This is a genomic window from Anaerostipes butyraticus, assembly GCF_016586355.1.
Taxonomy (GTDB): Bacteria; Bacillota; Clostridia; order Lachnospirales; family Lachnospiraceae; genus Anaerostipes; species Anaerostipes butyraticus.
Genome location: NZ_BLYI01000024.1, coordinates 109,170 through 123,772, shown reverse-complemented (window position 1 = coordinate 123,772; position 14,603 = coordinate 109,170). Strand labels below are relative to the sequence as shown.

Sequence of the window (14,603 nt, the reverse complement as noted above, 5' to 3'; positions counted from 1 at the left end):
TCTATAAGCTTATCATAAAGGGTGACGTAAGGGAACTGTCAAGGAAGAAATAAAAGAATCCTGTCAATGCGCCCGTCTTCCAAAAGCCTGACTTTTGGAGCCACTGCACACAACAGGATTCTCTTTCTTTATATCACCGCAGTCCGATCCACTTTGATCACAGCAAAATAATTATTTGGCATCTCATTGTGGATCTTTTTCCGGATCTCTTTTACAATTTTCCCTACCTGATATTCTTTTCCGTACGGTATCACAAGATCAAAAATAACATTCGTATGTGTTTTTCCCGTTACCATACGAAAATCATGAATGGAAAGTTTATCGTTATACTGTCTTATCAGTTTCTCTATTTTTTCTTTTGTCTTCGTTGTCTGTTCATCATCCGTTACTACCGGATCCATGTGGATCGTTGCTTCACACTGGTATTCCTGCATCAGACGCATTTCAATATGATCGATCGTATCATGAGCCTCCATAATATCCACATTGGCAGGTACTTCTGCGTGCAGAGATACAATCCTGCGTCCAGGGCCATAATCGTGCACGATCATATCATGAACTCCTATGACCATATCATGACACATAACCATATCTTCAATATTTTTTACCAGTTCCTCGTCCGGTACTCCTCCCAGAAGCGGATTTAATGTATCCTTGATGGAACCATAGCCGCCCCACAGCACAAAACATGCTACCAGAACACCGATGATTCCGTCCAGATTGTGCCCCATGAAATAGAAAATCAGCATTCCCGCCAGAACTGCAGCGGTAGAGACACAGTCATTGAGACTGTCCGTGGCCGTTGCTCTCATGGCTTCTGACTGGATCTTTTTTCCTATCTTTGTATTAAACGCCGCCATCCAGAATTTTACCAGAATAGAAATAATCAATATTACAACAGAAATCATCTGAAACCGTATCTCTTCCGGATGGAGGATCTTCGTCACAGAAGATTTCAGCAGTTCAAATCCCATCAAAATAATGGCCAGGGATACGATCAGACCAGAAATATACTCCATTCTTCCATGTCCAAACGGATGATCTTCATCTGCCGGTTTTCCTGCAATATAAAATCCGATCAGGGTAATGATCGAAGACGCGGCGTCTGATAAATTATTGAACGCATCCGCTGTAATGGAAATAGCCCCTGTAATGATCCCGGCGAAAAATTTTCCCGCAAACAGCAATAAGTTGCAGACAATTCCTACCGCTCCTCCCAGGCTTCCATAAGCGCTGCGGACTTTTGCATCTGTAATATTGTCCGGATTTTTCACAAACAGTGAGATCAATAACTTTGTCATGTCTTTCTCATCCCTTTTCTTTTCTTAAGCCTCAGTAATCTCTCCCGCAACAGCGGATGCCGCCGCCGTCTTCGGTGAAGCCAGATAAATTTCTACCTTAGAAGTTCCCATTCTTCCAAGGAAATTTCGGTTGTTGGTAGCCAGCACTCTCTCGCCGTCCGTCAGGATCCCTCCTGCCCGGCCGCAGCACAGGCCGCATCCAGGCTGTGTGATAATGGCTCCGGCTTTGGCTAAAATCTTCAGATACCCTGCATCTGCCGCTTCTTTATAAATCTTGCGGCTGGCCGGCGTCACGATCAGTTTCACATAATCCGCTACCTTCTTGCCATCCAGGATTTCGGCCGCAGCTTTCAGATCTTCCAGCCGTCCGTTGGTGCAGGATCCGATAAAGACCTGATCCAGCTTTGTTCCGGCAACTTCTTTTACATCCCGAATCTTATCTACCTGAGACGGACATGCAGTCACAGGAACCAATTCCTCTGCCTGATATGTAATCGTCCGGCAGTATGACGCATCCTCATCCCCATAGATCCAGTCAACATCTGATAATTTTACTTTGGAGTATTCCGCCGTCTTCTCATCCGGAGCAAACAGCGCAGCCTTTGCCCCTGCTTCAATGGCCATATTAGACATAGTCATTCTGGAAGCAACGGTCATATCATCCACAGTGCTTCCTGAGAACTCCAGGGCTTTGTATGTAGCTCCATCCGCGCCAAGATCCCCGATCAGACGCAGGATGACATCTTTTGATGTTACATTTTCCGGCAGCTTTCCATTGATCACTACCTTGATTGTCTCCGGTACACGAATCCAGAGTTCTCCGGTTCCAAGGATAGAAGCCATTTCTGTATAACCGATTCCAGAAGAAAAACATCCGACACATCCATATGTCGTTGTATGAGAATCCGTTCCAAATACAATATCTCCCGGCTTGGCATATCCGCATTCTGTCATCAGCTGATGGCAGATCCCGTCACTCCGGTGTACATGTTTCATACCGTATTTTTCAGCAAAAGCATCTCCTATTTTGAAATGACGGATATCATCCACAGTGCTCGCTGGCACCATGTGATCGTAAATTAATACTACTTTGTCCGGATCCCATAACTTCGTAAATCCCATTTCCTCAAACTTTTCCGCAACAAACGGAATGAAAATATCATGGATCATGACCCGGTCAACATTTACTGTCACGATTTCTCCCGGTTTTACACTTTCTGCACCGATGTTTCTGCTGACGATTTTTTCAATGATTGTCTGTCCCATTTATTTCACCCCATTTCTTTTTTTCATTGCCTCGACCAGACCGCCTGCATTGATGATTTCCATCAGATTGTCCGGAAGGGACTGAATTGCATAATCTTTTCCTTCATGGGTAATCTTTTCTCCCAGAGTGACTTCAATGGTATCCCCTTCTTTTACATGATCCTGAATCTGATCATTTTCAATCAGCAGAAGGCCATTATTAATGGAATTCCGGAAGAAGATCCTTGCGAAAGATTTCGCAATAACACACTTGATCTTAAGTGCCTTGATAATTTCCGGCGCCTGCTCCCTGGAGGAACCGCAGCCGAAATTCTTTCCTGCAACAATGATATCTCCTTCTTTGATCTGTCCTGCCAGCTCCGGACGGAGCGGTGAAAATCCATACTGCTTCATATCTTCCACAGATGGAAGGGCCAGATATTCTGTTGGAATGATGATATCCGTATCAATATCATCTCCCAGCACCCATACTTTTCCTTTGAATTGTTCCATCTTCAACATCCTTTTCTTATCTTATTCTTCATCCTCTTTAGCTGTTACAATTTTTCCTGCAATGGCTGACGCTGTCACTGTTGCAGCTGATCCCAGATATACAAAAGAATCCGGATGGCCTGCGCGTCCTTTAAAGTTTCTTGTTCCGGTTGAAATCAGAACTTCTCCTTCTCCGATCACACCCTGGCAGCTTCCCCAGCACACACTGCAGTTGCTGTTCATGACCATCGCTCCTGCATCCAGGAAAATATCAATCAATCCTTCATCCAGAGCCTGGATATAGACTTCATTGGAAGCCGGAGCGATGATAAACCTTACATGATCGCTGACTTTCTTCCCTTTCAGAATGGAAGCTGCCACACGAAATTCCTCAATTCTTCCGTTGTTGCAGGATCCCAGAAAGGCCTCGTCGATTCTGACATCTCCCACTTCGTCTGCCGGCACTACATCGTCAATCTGATGCGGTCTTGCCACTACCGGCTCAATCTCATCCAGATTAATATGGTAAACTTTTTCAAATACCGCGTCTTCATCACTTACAAACATGTTTTCAGCCTTGCGGCCGCGGCTTTCCAGATATTCCGCAACTTTTTCATCCGGTTCTACAATTCCTGTCTTAGCCCCTGCTTCCACAGCCAGATTACAAAGAACCAGACGTTCATCGATATCCAGATTATGAGCTCCTTCTCCTGCAAATTCCATGACTTTGTAATTGCAGCCATTGGCTCCTACCATGCCGATGATCGTCAGCATCAGATCTCTGGCATAGACACCTTTTCTTAATTTTCCTGTCAGTTCAAAACGAATGGTTTCCGGAACCAGCACCCAGGACTGTCCCGTTACCATGGCATACAGAAAGTCCGTACATCCGATTCCCGTACCGAAGGCTCCCAGCGCTCCATAGGTGCATGTATGAGAATCCGCTCCCATGATAAATTCACCCGGACATACATAATTTTCCACCATGATCTGATGGCAGACTCCCTTTCCTTCATATAAAGCAATTCCATGTTCCTTTGCGAAGTTTCTCATCTTCCTGTGAGCCTGCGCTGTCTTTGGATTCTCTGCCGGAACGTTATGATCCATAATAAATACAATCTTATCTTTGTCTGCGATTTTCGGGTGCTTCAGATCATTATGATACATATCAATGGTCAGATGTGTTGTTCCATCATTGCTCATCAGCCGGTCAACCTCGATCGTATGGATCTCACCTGCATGTACTTCATCGACCTTCGCCGCTCTTGCGATAATTTTTTCACCAATTGTCATTCCCATTTTTTACACCTCTCCTTCATTCAGGAAATTGATCAGTCCGCCGTGATCCAGGATGTTCTGCATATACGGCGGAAGTTTTGTACACGGAAGCGTTTCCCCGGCTGTTATAATCTTTCCTTCTGTCAGATCAATATCAATCTCATCTCCATTTTCTACTTTATCATAGAGATCTTTACTGATAATAACCGGAAGTCCGATGTTAATGGAGTTCCGATAAAAAATTCTTGCAAAAGATTTTGCAATCACAGCTTTTACCCCCAGCGCCTTCAGCACGCTTGGCGCCTGCTCTCTGGAAGAGCCGCATCCAAAATTTTCTCCGGCAACTACAATATCCCCTTCTTTTACTTTCTCTGCAAACTCTCTGTCAAGTGATTCAAATGTATATTTTTTCATCTCTTCGATGTTTGGCAGCAGCAGATACTGAGACGCAATGATCTGGTCTGTATCTACATCATTGTGAAATTTAAACACATGTCCCATAAATTCTTCCTCCTTTTATTTTTTCCCGCCTTTTGAAACCACGCCATACATCCGCATCAGCAGACGGCGCAGAGGAATACAGCGGATCCAGATACAGCGGAAAAAAAACCACCAGAAATCACCTGGCTGGATCCACTTTCCTTTTCTCTTTACTTTTATGATAATGGCAAATACGCAGTCCGGATCCAGCGGACCCTCAATCTCTGTCTGCGCATCCCCCACCATATATAACATTCCATTCTTATCAATATGATGAACCCGGTGCATCACATAAGCTCCCGATGGGCGCTGATAGAATACCATTTCACCACGCCGGACCGGACCATCCGGTTTTTTCATCAGAATGGAATCCCTGTGATGAATCAAAAACGGATTCATACTGCTTCCGCTGATGATCATGGACACTTCCTTCCCTTCTTCCATCAGCCCAATCAGAACCGGAATGTACTCATCGTTGTCTACCAGTCTCATGATTCTTCAACCATTCCATGTTCTTTTAATGCTCCGACAAAGCCTTCCACATCTCTTCTGGCGATCTCTTCCTCTACCTCAAATTCATCCAGAATCATGGAAACCAGTTTTTCTTTGGATCCGGCCTCATCCAGATTCTTCCAGATAAATGCCGCCACTTCGTTGAGTGTTATCATTCCGTTAAAATTCTGAGTCGCCTGGCCTGTTGGAACAAGTACCACTTCCCCGGCAATCTCACGAAGCATAAAATCTGTATTTCGTTTCATGACAACCTCCTGCAATTTTTTTACCATTCTATCATTTCTGACTTAGCAATATTTTATAATAAAAAAGGAGAAAAGAAAAGTATCCTTTCACATTCCTTTCAGCAAAGTCCATTTACGCCGTTTTTTGTCCTTTCACACCATCATATAAATATCATGGTAAAATAAGAATGGCAGATAAAGGGGGTTTTTTTTAATGTATTATATTGCAGTTTTTGACGGAAATAAAGATTCCTCTCAGAGCACAAACCTTTTGTTAAATACGATCCTGCATGAACTGACATTTGAGTACAGCATTGACACATATTGCTATGAAGAAGAACTCATCCAGGTCATCCGGGAGAATCCTGCTTTTTACGATATTGTATTCGTGGATGTCCCGCCGGATAATACCGCTCCAATCAGTCTCTGCCGTGATCTGAATGCCCTGCATATGACCGCGCGCATTGTTCTGATCTCTTCGGTTGCTGACTATGTTTTTGACGGATACGATATCGGAGCCCTGAATTATTTAATAAAACCAATCGACCGGTCAAAGCTAAAACGGCTGCTTTATGCAGACTATCAGTCCAACTGTCTGTCCCGAAAAATCCTGGTTCCGGTTGGCGCAGGACATATTCAGCTGTCCCCGGATTATATTGTATTTCTCGAAGTTATCAATAAAACAGTCCGGGTCAGATATGAAAAAGACGAAGAATTTTTAAAGAGCACCCTCTCTTCTATTAAAGAATATTTTGAACCTTTTTATTTTCTTCAGTGTCACCGAAGCTATCTGATCAATCCCAAATTCATCAAACAGATCATGAGAACTTCGCTTATCATGACCAACGGCGATACTGTTCCAATTTCCAAATACCGTTACAAAGAACTGATCAACCGGTTCCATGATTATCTGCAACCGCCAAGATCTCGTTCTTCAGATTCACAGTCGAAAAATCCCTGAGTCACATATCTTACTCAGGGATTTTTTATCAGACGCTTTTTCTCATTTATATATTTTATTCTGCTATTTTTTTCTGCGCAGTTTCAGTCCTTTCCATGTATATGGACTTATCAGCACAAGTATCGGGAAGATTTCCAGCCTTCCTGCCAGCATATCAAACACCATAACAATCTTGGACAGATCAGAGTACATTCCAAAATTTCCGGTTGGTCCCACCAGACCAATTCCAGGACCTATATTATTCAGTGTTGACGCAATCGCTGTAAAATTCGTAAGAAAATCAAAATTATCCAGTGAAATGATCAGGATTGAGAACATCAAAATAAAACTGTATGCCACAAAATAAACATTCATTCCACGAATTACCTCATGTTCCACAACTCTTCCATTAAATTTAACTTTTCGCACGGTTCGTGGGTGCGCGTAAGATAACAGTTCTTTTTTTACAGTTTTCAGCATCATGATCAGTCTGGATACTTTGATTCCTCCTCCGGTACTTCCTGCGCATGCTCCGGAGAACATCAAAAGGATCAGGATTACTTTGGAAAATTCCGGCCAGTAATTAAAATCAATGGAACTGTATCCTGTCGTTGTGATAATGGAAGATACCTGGAAAAACGCATGTCGAAATACCGGTTCCAGGGCATCAAACGTATTATGTATATTGATCACAATCAGCAGCGTAGACGCAGCGATAAACAAGAGATAATATCTCAGTTCTTCATACTTCACAGCTTCCTTAAATTTTCGGATCAGCAGAAAATAATAAACATTAAAGTTGATTCCAAACAGCATCATAAAAATCGCAATTACATACTGGACATACGGCGTATATGTAGCGCATCCGGTATTTAAGATTGAAAAGCCTCCGGTTCCTGCAGAGCCGAACATCAGAAGCAGGGAATCAAACAGCGGCATTTTCCCAATCATTAAAAAAGCAACCATAATGACAGACATTACAATATAGATTTTGTAAAGTATCATGGATGTCTTTCTTATTTTCGGCACCAGTTTTCCCACGGACGGCCCCGGGCTTTCCGCCCTCATCAGATGAATATTCTGACCGCCGGTCAGCGGCATCACCGCCAGAACAAATACAAACACTCCCATTCCGCCAATCCAGTGCGTAAAACTTCTCCAGAACAGACTGCACTTTGCCAGTGCCTCTACATCTGATAAAATACTGGATCCGGTAGTAGTGAATCCAGACACTGTCTCAAACATAGCATCCACCACAGAAGGAATATCACCATTTAATACAAACGGCAGTCCTCCAAAAAAACTCATGATGATCCAGCTGGCAGCCACTGTTACAAATCCTTCTTTTACATAAAAAACATGATTCTTTGGTTTTTTCCACCGAAGGAGAAATCCCAAAAGGAGACAGACGATCATCATAATAAAGAAAGAAACACCTTTTCCTTCATTATAAATCAGAGCAACAACACACGGAAGAGAAAGAAAAGCGCCTTCAAACATCATTACCAGTCCTAATACATAGCGAATCATTGATAAATTCATAATATTACGCCTCCATTATCCTCTTCTTAAAATATCTTTCACGTCATGCAGACCTTTTTTCGTTGTAACTACAACAACAAGGTCATCTTCAAGAATCACATCTTGTCCATTCGGGATCATAGCTTTTCCATTTCGATAAATACTGCAGATCAAGAGATTTTTAATGATCGGCAGTTCCTGGATCGGCGTTCCGATGACCGGTGAGCCCTTTTGAATGTGGAACTCCAGTGCTTCTGCCCTTCCATCCATCAGTTTATAAAGGTTTTCAATATTGCTTCCGATAGAATTTTGCTTTGCACGAACATACTGCACCAGATACTGGGCTGTCAGATATTCCGGATAGATCATGCTTCCCAGATCCAGGCGCTCAATCATGGCATTGTAATTAATCTTCTGTACTTTTGTTACCAGTTTCGCTTCTGTCTGTTCCTGTACATAAAGAGCAAGGAAAATGTTTTCCTCATCATGATTTGTAAGGGCAAGGAACGCATCCATGTCAGACAGTCCTTCTTCCATCAAAAGATCATGATCCATTCCGTTTCCATTGATCACCATAACTTTCGGCAGAAGATCGCTCATCTCCTCACACCGTTCCATTTTCTTATCCACAAGTTTTACATTGATTCCGCTGGCTACCAGCAGTTTACAAAGATAAAACGCGATTTTGCTTCCTCCGACAATCATAACGTCATGAATCTGGTTTTTCTTTTCTCCAATCTTCCGGAAAAATTCCATGGCATTGTCCGGTCTTGCTACAAATGAAATTATATCTTTTTCCTTTAACTCAAACGAACCTGTCGGAATTATTAATTTCTTCTCCCGCTCTACCGCACAGATCAGGATATCACAATTCAAATGCTCGCCAACCATGCTCAGATTCATACCGTCTAATCTGGATCCGGATGGGATGCGATATTTCAGCATTTCAATTCGGCCTTTTGAAAATTTATTAACCTCCATTGCGGATGGAAACCGCATCAGCCTTGCAATCTCATAGGCTGCCCCCAATTCAGGATTTAAGACCATGGAAATACCCATTTCTTCCTTAATAAATGCAATTTCATCATAATACAGAGGATTTCTCACTCTGGCAACAGTCTGACAGTCTCCGGCTTTCTTCGCAATCAGGCAGCACAGAAGATTTAATTCATCGGAATTTGTTACCGCAATTACAATATCTGCTTTCTCAATTCCTGCCTCTACCAGAGTGTTGTAGCTGGCCCCATTTCCTATAACGCCCAGGACATCATAGGTATCTGCCATCTCCTGTACAATATCCGCTTTTTTATCAATGACCGAAATATCATGATTCTCTCCACTCAGCTCTTCCACCAGTGTAGAACCAATCCTTCCGCATCCAACAATAATAATATCCATTTTCTTTTTCTCATCCCCACTTTTTCTATCATTTTATATTATTTCGCTTTCATTCTAACATAACCTCTGCTAAAAGACAAAAAGAGCCATATGAAAATGACTCTTTTTTACAAAATCTTAACGGCTCAAAAATCTTTGTTTTTTAAGACTTACAGTCAAACGCCGGATTGAATGCATAGAAGTTCTTGGAATCCAGTCTCTCCTGAACCCGCCTTAAGGCTTCTCCAAATCTCTGGAAATGCACAATCTCTCTCTGTCTTAAAAATGCGATCGGATCCCTGACATCCGGGTCTTTGATCAGACGGAGCAGGTTGTCATACGTTGTCCTTGCTTTTTGTTCCGCAGCCAGATCCTCACTTAAATCCGTAATCGGATCCCCGACGGACTGAAACATAGAAGCACTGAATGGCTCACCGCTGGCTGCCTGCGGCCAGATTCCTGTTGTATGATCTACATAATACTGATCAAATCCACCGGCTACAATCTGTTCCGGCGTCAGATTGCTGGTCAGCTGGTGAACGATGGTTGCTACCATTTCCAGATGTGCCAGTTCTTCTGTTCCAATATCTGTCAGAACTCCGCAGACTTCTTTATACGGCATTGCAAAACGCTGGGACAGATATCTCATAGATGCTCCGATTTCACCATTTGGTCCGCCATACTGACTGATGATTACTTTGGCAAGTTCCGGATTATTTTGTTTGATCTTAATCGGATATTCCAGTCTCTTCTCATAATTCCACATATCAGCATCCCTCCTTCATCCACGGCCATGAGTCTGTTGCCCACGTAAACGTATCTGTTATTTCTGCAGAATCAATGGTTAAAGGCTCAAAGTATTGGGAATACTCTTTTACAGCCTTATTTCTTGCCTGCTGATACTGGTGAAACTGATGGACTGCTTCCTGATCTTCCGGGTGAGTATCCAGATAAAGCGTTGTATCAACCAGAGCAAAGCTCACCGCATTGATATAATCCAGCAGTTTTTTCTGATCATACTGATTCATCGGCGGCACGCTCCTTTCCCATAAAACGGCTTATTTAATTCCGGAAAAATGGTTCCGTAGTTTAATCCTTCTTCCGGGCAGTACACCTGATCCCAGTGCTGCCACGGCACGTACTGCATTGCTGCCTGCATGGAATCTACGCCTTCATGCCGATGCCACTGATCCCCTTTTTTCATATGAGAATCATACCCACATCTGGAATCCATAGGACGTTCTCTGCGGCAGGAGCAGTTCTGCCCAATATATTTCTCCACAATCATTCTCCTTTCTTACCTGTACTAACATTTTATGTGAACAATAAAAGAATGTGCAGAATGCGGAAAAAAGATACGATGGGAAAAAAGACAAGTTTTTCAAAAAAAGCCGGCTTTCTCAATAAAAAGAAAACCAGCTTAAAAAATTTGTATGATTTTATTCTTCCATACTCAGTTGTTTTGCCTGATCAAACTCCTGTTTCACCACATCATCGGGCTCTTCCGTACATAAACTGACGACGACGATCAGCAAAGATGAAACGATAAATGCCGGGAGAAGACAGTAAATTTCAAAAATTCCTCCAAGCTTTGCCAGAGTAAAGGGCCATACCAGCGCTATGATTCCTCCGCTCAGCATACCGGCAGCCGCCCCTTTCAGATTTGTTCTTTTCCAGAATAGTGAAAACAGCATCAGCGGACCAAACGCTCCTCCAAATCCTGCCCATGCATTCTCCACCAGTCCAAATACTGAACTATTTTCATCCATGGCAATAACGATTCCAATCAATGCGATTAAAATTGTTGTCACTCTGGAAATCATAAGAACATGCTTTTCGGATACTTCTTTTTTCAGTAATCCCTGGAACAGGTCTTTTGAAACACAGGAGGAAGCAATCAGAAGCTGGGAATCTGATGTACTCATGGTTGCCGCCAAAATTCCTGATAATATAATCCCGGCAATAAAGAGCGGTATGATTCCCTGGAACAGGTGTGTTGTCATATAAATAAAAATCCTCTGATTTCCGTTTCCCGCAAGTTCCGGCACATCAGAATACAATGCCGCCCCGGTAAATCCTATGCATACAGCAACCGCAAGAGAAATCAGCACCCAGGTCATCGCGATATTTCTTGATTTCTTTACTTCCTCCGGATCACGGATTGCCATAAAACGCACAAGAATATGAGGCATTCCAAAATACCCCAGTCCCCACGCAAGACCTGAGACGATCGGAAGAATCCCCTGAGAAACCGCATGACCGGATGCCGGATCGTGATATTTCATAATATCAAAAAAACCTTCCAGTCCTCTGCCATACTCTATCACACTGCCGACGCCTCCTGCTGCCACAATGCCCACGATCAAAACTACTACTATGGCAAAAGACATTAAAAGTCCCTGAATCAGATCGGTTGTACTTGCTGCCAGAAATCCGCCCAGAGATGTATAAATAACAATAACCGCCGCACATACAATCATACTTGCCTGATAATTCAATCCAAAAACTGAATTAAACAGTGTTCCGCAGGCTGCAAATCCGGATGCCGTATAAACCGTAAAAAATATCAGGATCATAATCGCTGAGATACTGCTTAAAATTTTCTTATCGTCCTTAAACCGGTTGCTGAAAAAATCCGGCACAGTGATGGAATTCTCTGAAACTTCCGTATAATGGCGCAGTCTTTTCGCTATGATCTTCCAGTTCAGATAAGTTCCAAGAATCAGTCCAATTGCCGTCCATCCCGCCTGACTGAATCCAGTCGCAAACGCAAGACCCGGCAGCCCCATTAACAGCCAGCTGCTCATATCCGAAGCTTCCGCACTCATTGCCGTGACCCATGGCCCCAGGCCTCTTCCTCCCAGAAAATAGTCCTCTGAATTCTGATTTTTCTTGCTGCAGATAAATCCAATTCCTATTACCATAGCCATATATAAAACCATAGCAATCAAAATAGGTATGCTCATAATATAATCCTCCTCTTTTTCCCTACAAAAAAGGGCAGAAAATGAATCTGCCTTTTTCGTGTTAAAATTTCGTTAAGAATTATATCATATTTTTTATCTCTGCTTCAAGTTTATTCCACTTTTTCCGGCATAACGATTGCTGCCACAATGTATACAAAAAATCCATATCCACTGCAGCATACCAATGCGGCCGCAATCCGGACCAGAGTAGGATCCACATCAAAATATTCTGCCAGTCCTCCGCATACGCCACAGATAATTTTATCCTGTCTTGATTTGTATAATCTTTTCTTACTCATACTCTTTTCCTCACGATCTTTATTTATCTTCTTTAAAGTCTATTCTAACATCCCCGCTTCCGGAATCCAATTCCAGACTTTTTGATCCGGCGCCTCCCTGATAGGAAGATTTTACACCAGAATAATTTCTGGAACCAATATGAACATCTCCGGAGCCGCAGTCAATTTCATAATGATAGTCATCCTCTGTTCCCGCAAGCATAAGGGTTAGATTTCCGCTCCCTATATCATTCTCTATGGTGTCTGCTTTCAGCAGACCGATTTCAATATCACCGCTGCCGCAATCAATAGAAACGTCATTTCCTCTGAGTGCATCAATCATGATATCGCCGCTGCCGCAGTCAACCGATATTTCATCACCGGATATATTCTGCGCCGTCATATCTCCGGAACCGCAGTCAATATCCAGTTCCTCCAGCTTCATATTCTCCGGCAGAGTCAGCACGGCCGTACCTCTCGGTTTCCAAAAACGCCGCAGCCAGGAGGCGAACCTTCCCTCATCAATCTTCAGGGTCTCTCCACTGTCTTTCACTTCCGCTCTGACCCAGGATTTTCCGTTATTTTCCAGAGAAATTTCATCACTGGCGCCCTGCTGGATTTTAAGATTGCCGCCTCCTATATCAATTTCCAGCTTCCGGATTCCCTGACTTCCAAAACTGTACTGGGAAGCAGTTTCCTCATCTTTAAAATTTTCTATTACATTATCCATCACCGCCGGTATTGTGGCTCCGCCTCTCCAGGCAGCAATCAGAAATCCGATTCCCGCAACCAGGAATAAAATGACCATGACCGAACATATTTTGAAAAACCTTTTCATACTCCTTCCCCTCCTCTGTGAAATAATTTACGAAATATTCCTACAATCCATCGGATCAATTTAGGGAGCACTCCCCCAATGATCCAAACTGCCAGCATAAGGAGAAGCAGTCCTGCTGCTGCCATAAGACATCCGCAGCCAAGAAGGAGCATTCCGGTCGGCGCCACAGTAAACATTTTCACAATTCCTGAAATGACAACCACAATTCCTCCGATCAGCAGTCCAATACAGGAAGCACAGGCAGCAGCAACGATTCCAAGGATTCCTCCTGCTAAGCCAAGAACGCCGCCTCCAATTCCAAGCACAAGACCCAATGCCGCCGGAATAACAGCGCCGCTGGCCAGAACCAGAATAATAACCAGCAGGATGATATTGCGGTTTCGTGAGCCCTTCATATGCCAGGATTCTTTTTCTTTCCCTTCTTTCATCTTTTTCTCTGTCTGCCCCGGCATCTGATTATGGTCATCATATCGTTTGTTGTAATATCCGTTTTCCGTATATTCCCAATCACCGTCTTTTTCCTTGACAGAGTCTCTGATCATGGCCGCAATCCGCTCCGGTCTTCCCAGTTCCCGGATCACTTCCTGTTCCCGGTCAGGCCCCGCCTCTTCAAAATAATCTTCATAATACTCCAATGCGTCTTTATATTCTTCTTCCGGCAGATCCTGAAGAAGATACGACAATCTTCTTAAATATTCTTCCCGATTCATACTTCTCCTCCCTCAAACATCATAGATATCCGATCAGAATATGTCTTCCATTCTTCTTTGTACAGTCCAAGCTGAGCTCTTCCTTCCGCCGTTATCGTATAATATCTCCGATTCCTGCCCTGATATTCTCTATCATGGACTTCAAGACATCCGTCTTTCTTCAGCCGCCGGAGAACAGGATATAACGTAGATTCTGATACATCCAGTGCCTGACGTACATCCTGGGTAATCTTATAGCCGTAAGTCCCTTCTTCCTCTCTTGATACGACAGCCAGAACAACTGCATCCAGAAGCGCTGCTCCCGTATTAAATACCATCAGCATCCTCCTTCTTATACTTTTCGCAATATTATTTTTTCTTTAATACTATATGAAATATAATATAATTTTGTTTACAGTAAGTCAATACGATTTTAAAAAGTTAAGAAATATGACAGAAAA

Annotated in this window: 18 protein-coding genes; 1 reads left to right on the top strand and 17 read right to left on the bottom strand. The window is 43.1% G+C overall.

Annotation, left to right across the window (positions count from 1 at the left end; genetic code table 11):
* Positions 1-128: 128 nt before the first annotated feature.
* Genes JMF81_RS05065 through JMF81_RS05035 form a run of 7 tightly spaced genes read right to left on the bottom strand, consistent with a single transcriptional unit; the run spans position 129 to position 5,554 of the window.
* Complete coding sequence (locus JMF81_RS05065) at positions 129-1,301, bottom strand: cation diffusion facilitator family transporter (RefSeq protein ID WP_201310365.1); 1,173 nt, start codon at positions 1,299-1,301, stop codon at positions 129-131.
* A 24-nt stretch (positions 1,302-1,325) separates the two neighbouring features.
* The gene (locus JMF81_RS05060; RefSeq protein WP_201310364.1) at positions 1,326-2,567 is read right to left on the bottom strand and encodes a 3-isopropylmalate dehydratase large subunit; all 1,242 of its coding nucleotides are present in this window, start codon (positions 2,565-2,567) and stop codon (positions 1,326-1,328) included.
* Complete coding sequence (locus JMF81_RS05055; protein ID WP_201310363.1) at positions 2,568-3,059, bottom strand: LeuD/DmdB family oxidoreductase small subunit; 492 nt, start codon at positions 3,057-3,059, stop codon at positions 2,568-2,570.
* Between the two features lie 21 nt (positions 3,060-3,080).
* Complete coding sequence (locus tag JMF81_RS05050; RefSeq protein ID WP_201310362.1) at positions 3,081-4,337, bottom strand: 3-isopropylmalate dehydratase large subunit; 1,257 nt, start codon at positions 4,335-4,337, stop codon at positions 3,081-3,083.
* A 3-nt stretch (positions 4,338-4,340) separates the two neighbouring features.
* Positions 4,341-4,817: a 3-isopropylmalate dehydratase small subunit gene (locus JMF81_RS05045; RefSeq protein ID WP_201310361.1), complete on the bottom strand. Its 477-nt coding sequence runs from the start codon at positions 4,815-4,817 to the stop codon at positions 4,341-4,343.
* A 15-nt stretch (positions 4,818-4,832) separates the two neighbouring features.
* Positions 4,833-5,288: a S24/S26 family peptidase gene (locus tag JMF81_RS05040; RefSeq protein WP_201310360.1), complete on the bottom strand. Its 456-nt coding sequence runs from the start codon at positions 5,286-5,288 to the stop codon at positions 4,833-4,835.
* Entirely contained in the window at positions 5,285-5,554 is a 270-nt protein-coding gene (locus tag JMF81_RS05035) for a PqqD family protein (protein ID WP_201310359.1), read from the bottom strand. The genes JMF81_RS05040 and JMF81_RS05035 overlap by 4 nt, the downstream gene beginning before the upstream one ends.
* A gap of 193 nt (positions 5,555-5,747) precedes the next feature.
* Between JMF81_RS05035 and JMF81_RS05030 the strand changes: the two genes are divergently transcribed.
* Positions 5,748-6,494 carry a LytR/AlgR family response regulator transcription factor gene (locus JMF81_RS05030; protein WP_201310358.1) on the top strand — a complete coding sequence of 249 codons (747 nt, stop codon included), beginning with the start codon at positions 5,748-5,750 and terminating at the stop codon, positions 6,492-6,494.
* Between the two features lie 63 nt (positions 6,495-6,557).
* On the opposite strand, the gene JMF81_RS05025 is transcribed toward JMF81_RS05030, so the two are convergent.
* The 10 genes from JMF81_RS05025 to JMF81_RS04980 form a co-directional block, all read right to left on the bottom strand.
* Positions 6,558-8,015, bottom strand: a complete 1,458-nt coding sequence (locus JMF81_RS05025; protein ID WP_201310357.1) for a TrkH family potassium uptake protein — start codon at positions 8,013-8,015, stop codon at positions 6,558-6,560.
* Positions 8,016-8,030: 15 nt separating this feature from the next.
* A complete protein-coding gene (gene trkA / locus JMF81_RS05020) occupies positions 8,031-9,392 on the bottom strand; it encodes a Trk system potassium transporter TrkA (protein WP_201310356.1) in 1,362 nt (453 codons plus the stop codon).
* Between the two features lie 142 nt (positions 9,393-9,534).
* On the bottom strand, positions 9,535-10,137 hold the full coding sequence (locus JMF81_RS05015) for a manganese catalase family protein (protein ID WP_201310355.1): 603 nt from the start codon (positions 10,135-10,137) through the stop codon (positions 9,535-9,537).
* Position 10,138: 1 nt separating this feature from the next.
* Positions 10,139-10,399 (bottom strand): spore coat protein CotJB, encoded by a 261-nt coding sequence (locus JMF81_RS05010; RefSeq protein ID WP_201310354.1) that lies wholly within the window; start codon positions 10,397-10,399, stop codon positions 10,139-10,141.
* The gene (locus tag JMF81_RS05005) at positions 10,396-10,653 is read right to left on the bottom strand and encodes a spore coat associated protein CotJA (protein WP_243282542.1); all 258 of its coding nucleotides are present in this window, start codon (positions 10,651-10,653) and stop codon (positions 10,396-10,398) included. Before JMF81_RS05005 ends, JMF81_RS05010 begins: the two co-directional genes overlap by 4 nt.
* A gap of 157 nt (positions 10,654-10,810) precedes the next feature.
* Complete coding sequence (putP, locus tag JMF81_RS05000; protein ID WP_201310353.1) at positions 10,811-12,337, bottom strand: sodium/proline symporter PutP; 1,527 nt, start codon at positions 12,335-12,337, stop codon at positions 10,811-10,813.
* A 110-nt stretch (positions 12,338-12,447) separates the two neighbouring features.
* The gene (locus JMF81_RS04995; RefSeq protein ID WP_201310352.1) at positions 12,448-12,636 is read right to left on the bottom strand and encodes a PspC domain-containing protein; all 189 of its coding nucleotides are present in this window, start codon (positions 12,634-12,636) and stop codon (positions 12,448-12,450) included.
* A gap of 19 nt (positions 12,637-12,655) precedes the next feature.
* A complete protein-coding gene (locus JMF81_RS04990) occupies positions 12,656-13,453 on the bottom strand; it encodes a DUF4097 family beta strand repeat-containing protein (protein WP_201310351.1) in 798 nt (265 codons plus the stop codon).
* Positions 13,450-14,163: a DUF1700 domain-containing protein gene (locus JMF81_RS04985; RefSeq protein WP_201310350.1), complete on the bottom strand. Its 714-nt coding sequence runs from the start codon at positions 14,161-14,163 to the stop codon at positions 13,450-13,452. The genes JMF81_RS04990 and JMF81_RS04985 overlap by 4 nt, the downstream gene beginning before the upstream one ends.
* Positions 14,160-14,480 (bottom strand): PadR family transcriptional regulator, encoded by a 321-nt coding sequence (locus tag JMF81_RS04980; RefSeq protein ID WP_201310349.1) that lies wholly within the window; start codon positions 14,478-14,480, stop codon positions 14,160-14,162. The genes JMF81_RS04985 and JMF81_RS04980 overlap by 4 nt, the downstream gene beginning before the upstream one ends.
* Positions 14,481-14,603 lie beyond the last annotated feature (123 nt).

Coding starts and splice junctions, on each gene's coding strand:
- JMF81_RS05050 (WP_201310362.1), bottom strand. CDS start 4,337: ATGGGAATGACAATTGGTGAAAAAATTATCGCAAGAGCGGCGAAGGTC.
- JMF81_RS05065 (WP_201310365.1), bottom strand. CDS start 1,301: ATGACAAAGTTATTGATCTCACTGTTTGTGAAAAATCCGGACAATATT.
- putP (WP_201310353.1), bottom strand. CDS start 12,337: ATGAGCATACCTATTTTGATTGCTATGGTTTTATATATGGCTATGGTA.
- JMF81_RS05035 (WP_201310359.1), bottom strand. CDS start 5,554: ATGAAACGAAATACAGATTTTATGCTTCGTGAGATTGCCGGGGAAGTG.
- JMF81_RS04995 (WP_201310352.1), bottom strand. CDS start 12,636: ATGAGTAAGAAAAGATTATACAAATCAAGACAGGATAAAATTATCTGT.
- JMF81_RS04985 (WP_201310350.1), bottom strand. CDS start 14,163: ATGAATCGGGAAGAATATTTAAGAAGATTGTCGTATCTTCTTCAGGAT.
- trkA (WP_201310356.1), bottom strand. CDS start 9,392: ATGGATATTATTATTGTTGGATGCGGAAGGATTGGTTCTACACTGGTG.
- JMF81_RS05040 (WP_201310360.1), bottom strand. CDS start 5,288: ATGAGACTGGTAGACAACGATGAGTACATTCCGGTTCTGATTGGGCTG.
- JMF81_RS05015 (WP_201310355.1), bottom strand. CDS start 10,137: ATGTGGAATTATGAGAAGAGACTGGAATATCCGATTAAGATCAAACAA.
- JMF81_RS05010 (WP_201310354.1), bottom strand. CDS start 10,399: ATGAATCAGTATGATCAGAAAAAACTGCTGGATTATATCAATGCGGTG.
- JMF81_RS05055 (WP_201310363.1), bottom strand. CDS start 3,059: ATGGAACAATTCAAAGGAAAAGTATGGGTGCTGGGAGATGATATTGAT.
- JMF81_RS05060 (WP_201310364.1), bottom strand. CDS start 2,567: ATGGGACAGACAATCATTGAAAAAATCGTCAGCAGAAACATCGGTGCA.
- JMF81_RS05045 (WP_201310361.1), bottom strand. CDS start 4,817: ATGGGACATGTGTTTAAATTTCACAATGATGTAGATACAGACCAGATC.
- JMF81_RS05025 (WP_201310357.1), bottom strand. CDS start 8,015: ATGAATTTATCAATGATTCGCTATGTATTAGGACTGGTAATGATGTTT.
- JMF81_RS05030 (WP_201310358.1), top strand. CDS start 5,748: ATGTATTATATTGCAGTTTTTGACGGAAATAAAGATTCCTCTCAGAGC.
- JMF81_RS04990 (WP_201310351.1), bottom strand. CDS start 13,453: ATGAAAAGGTTTTTCAAAATATGTTCGGTCATGGTCATTTTATTCCTG.
- JMF81_RS04980 (WP_201310349.1), bottom strand. CDS start 14,480: ATGGTATTTAATACGGGAGCAGCGCTTCTGGATGCAGTTGTTCTGGCT.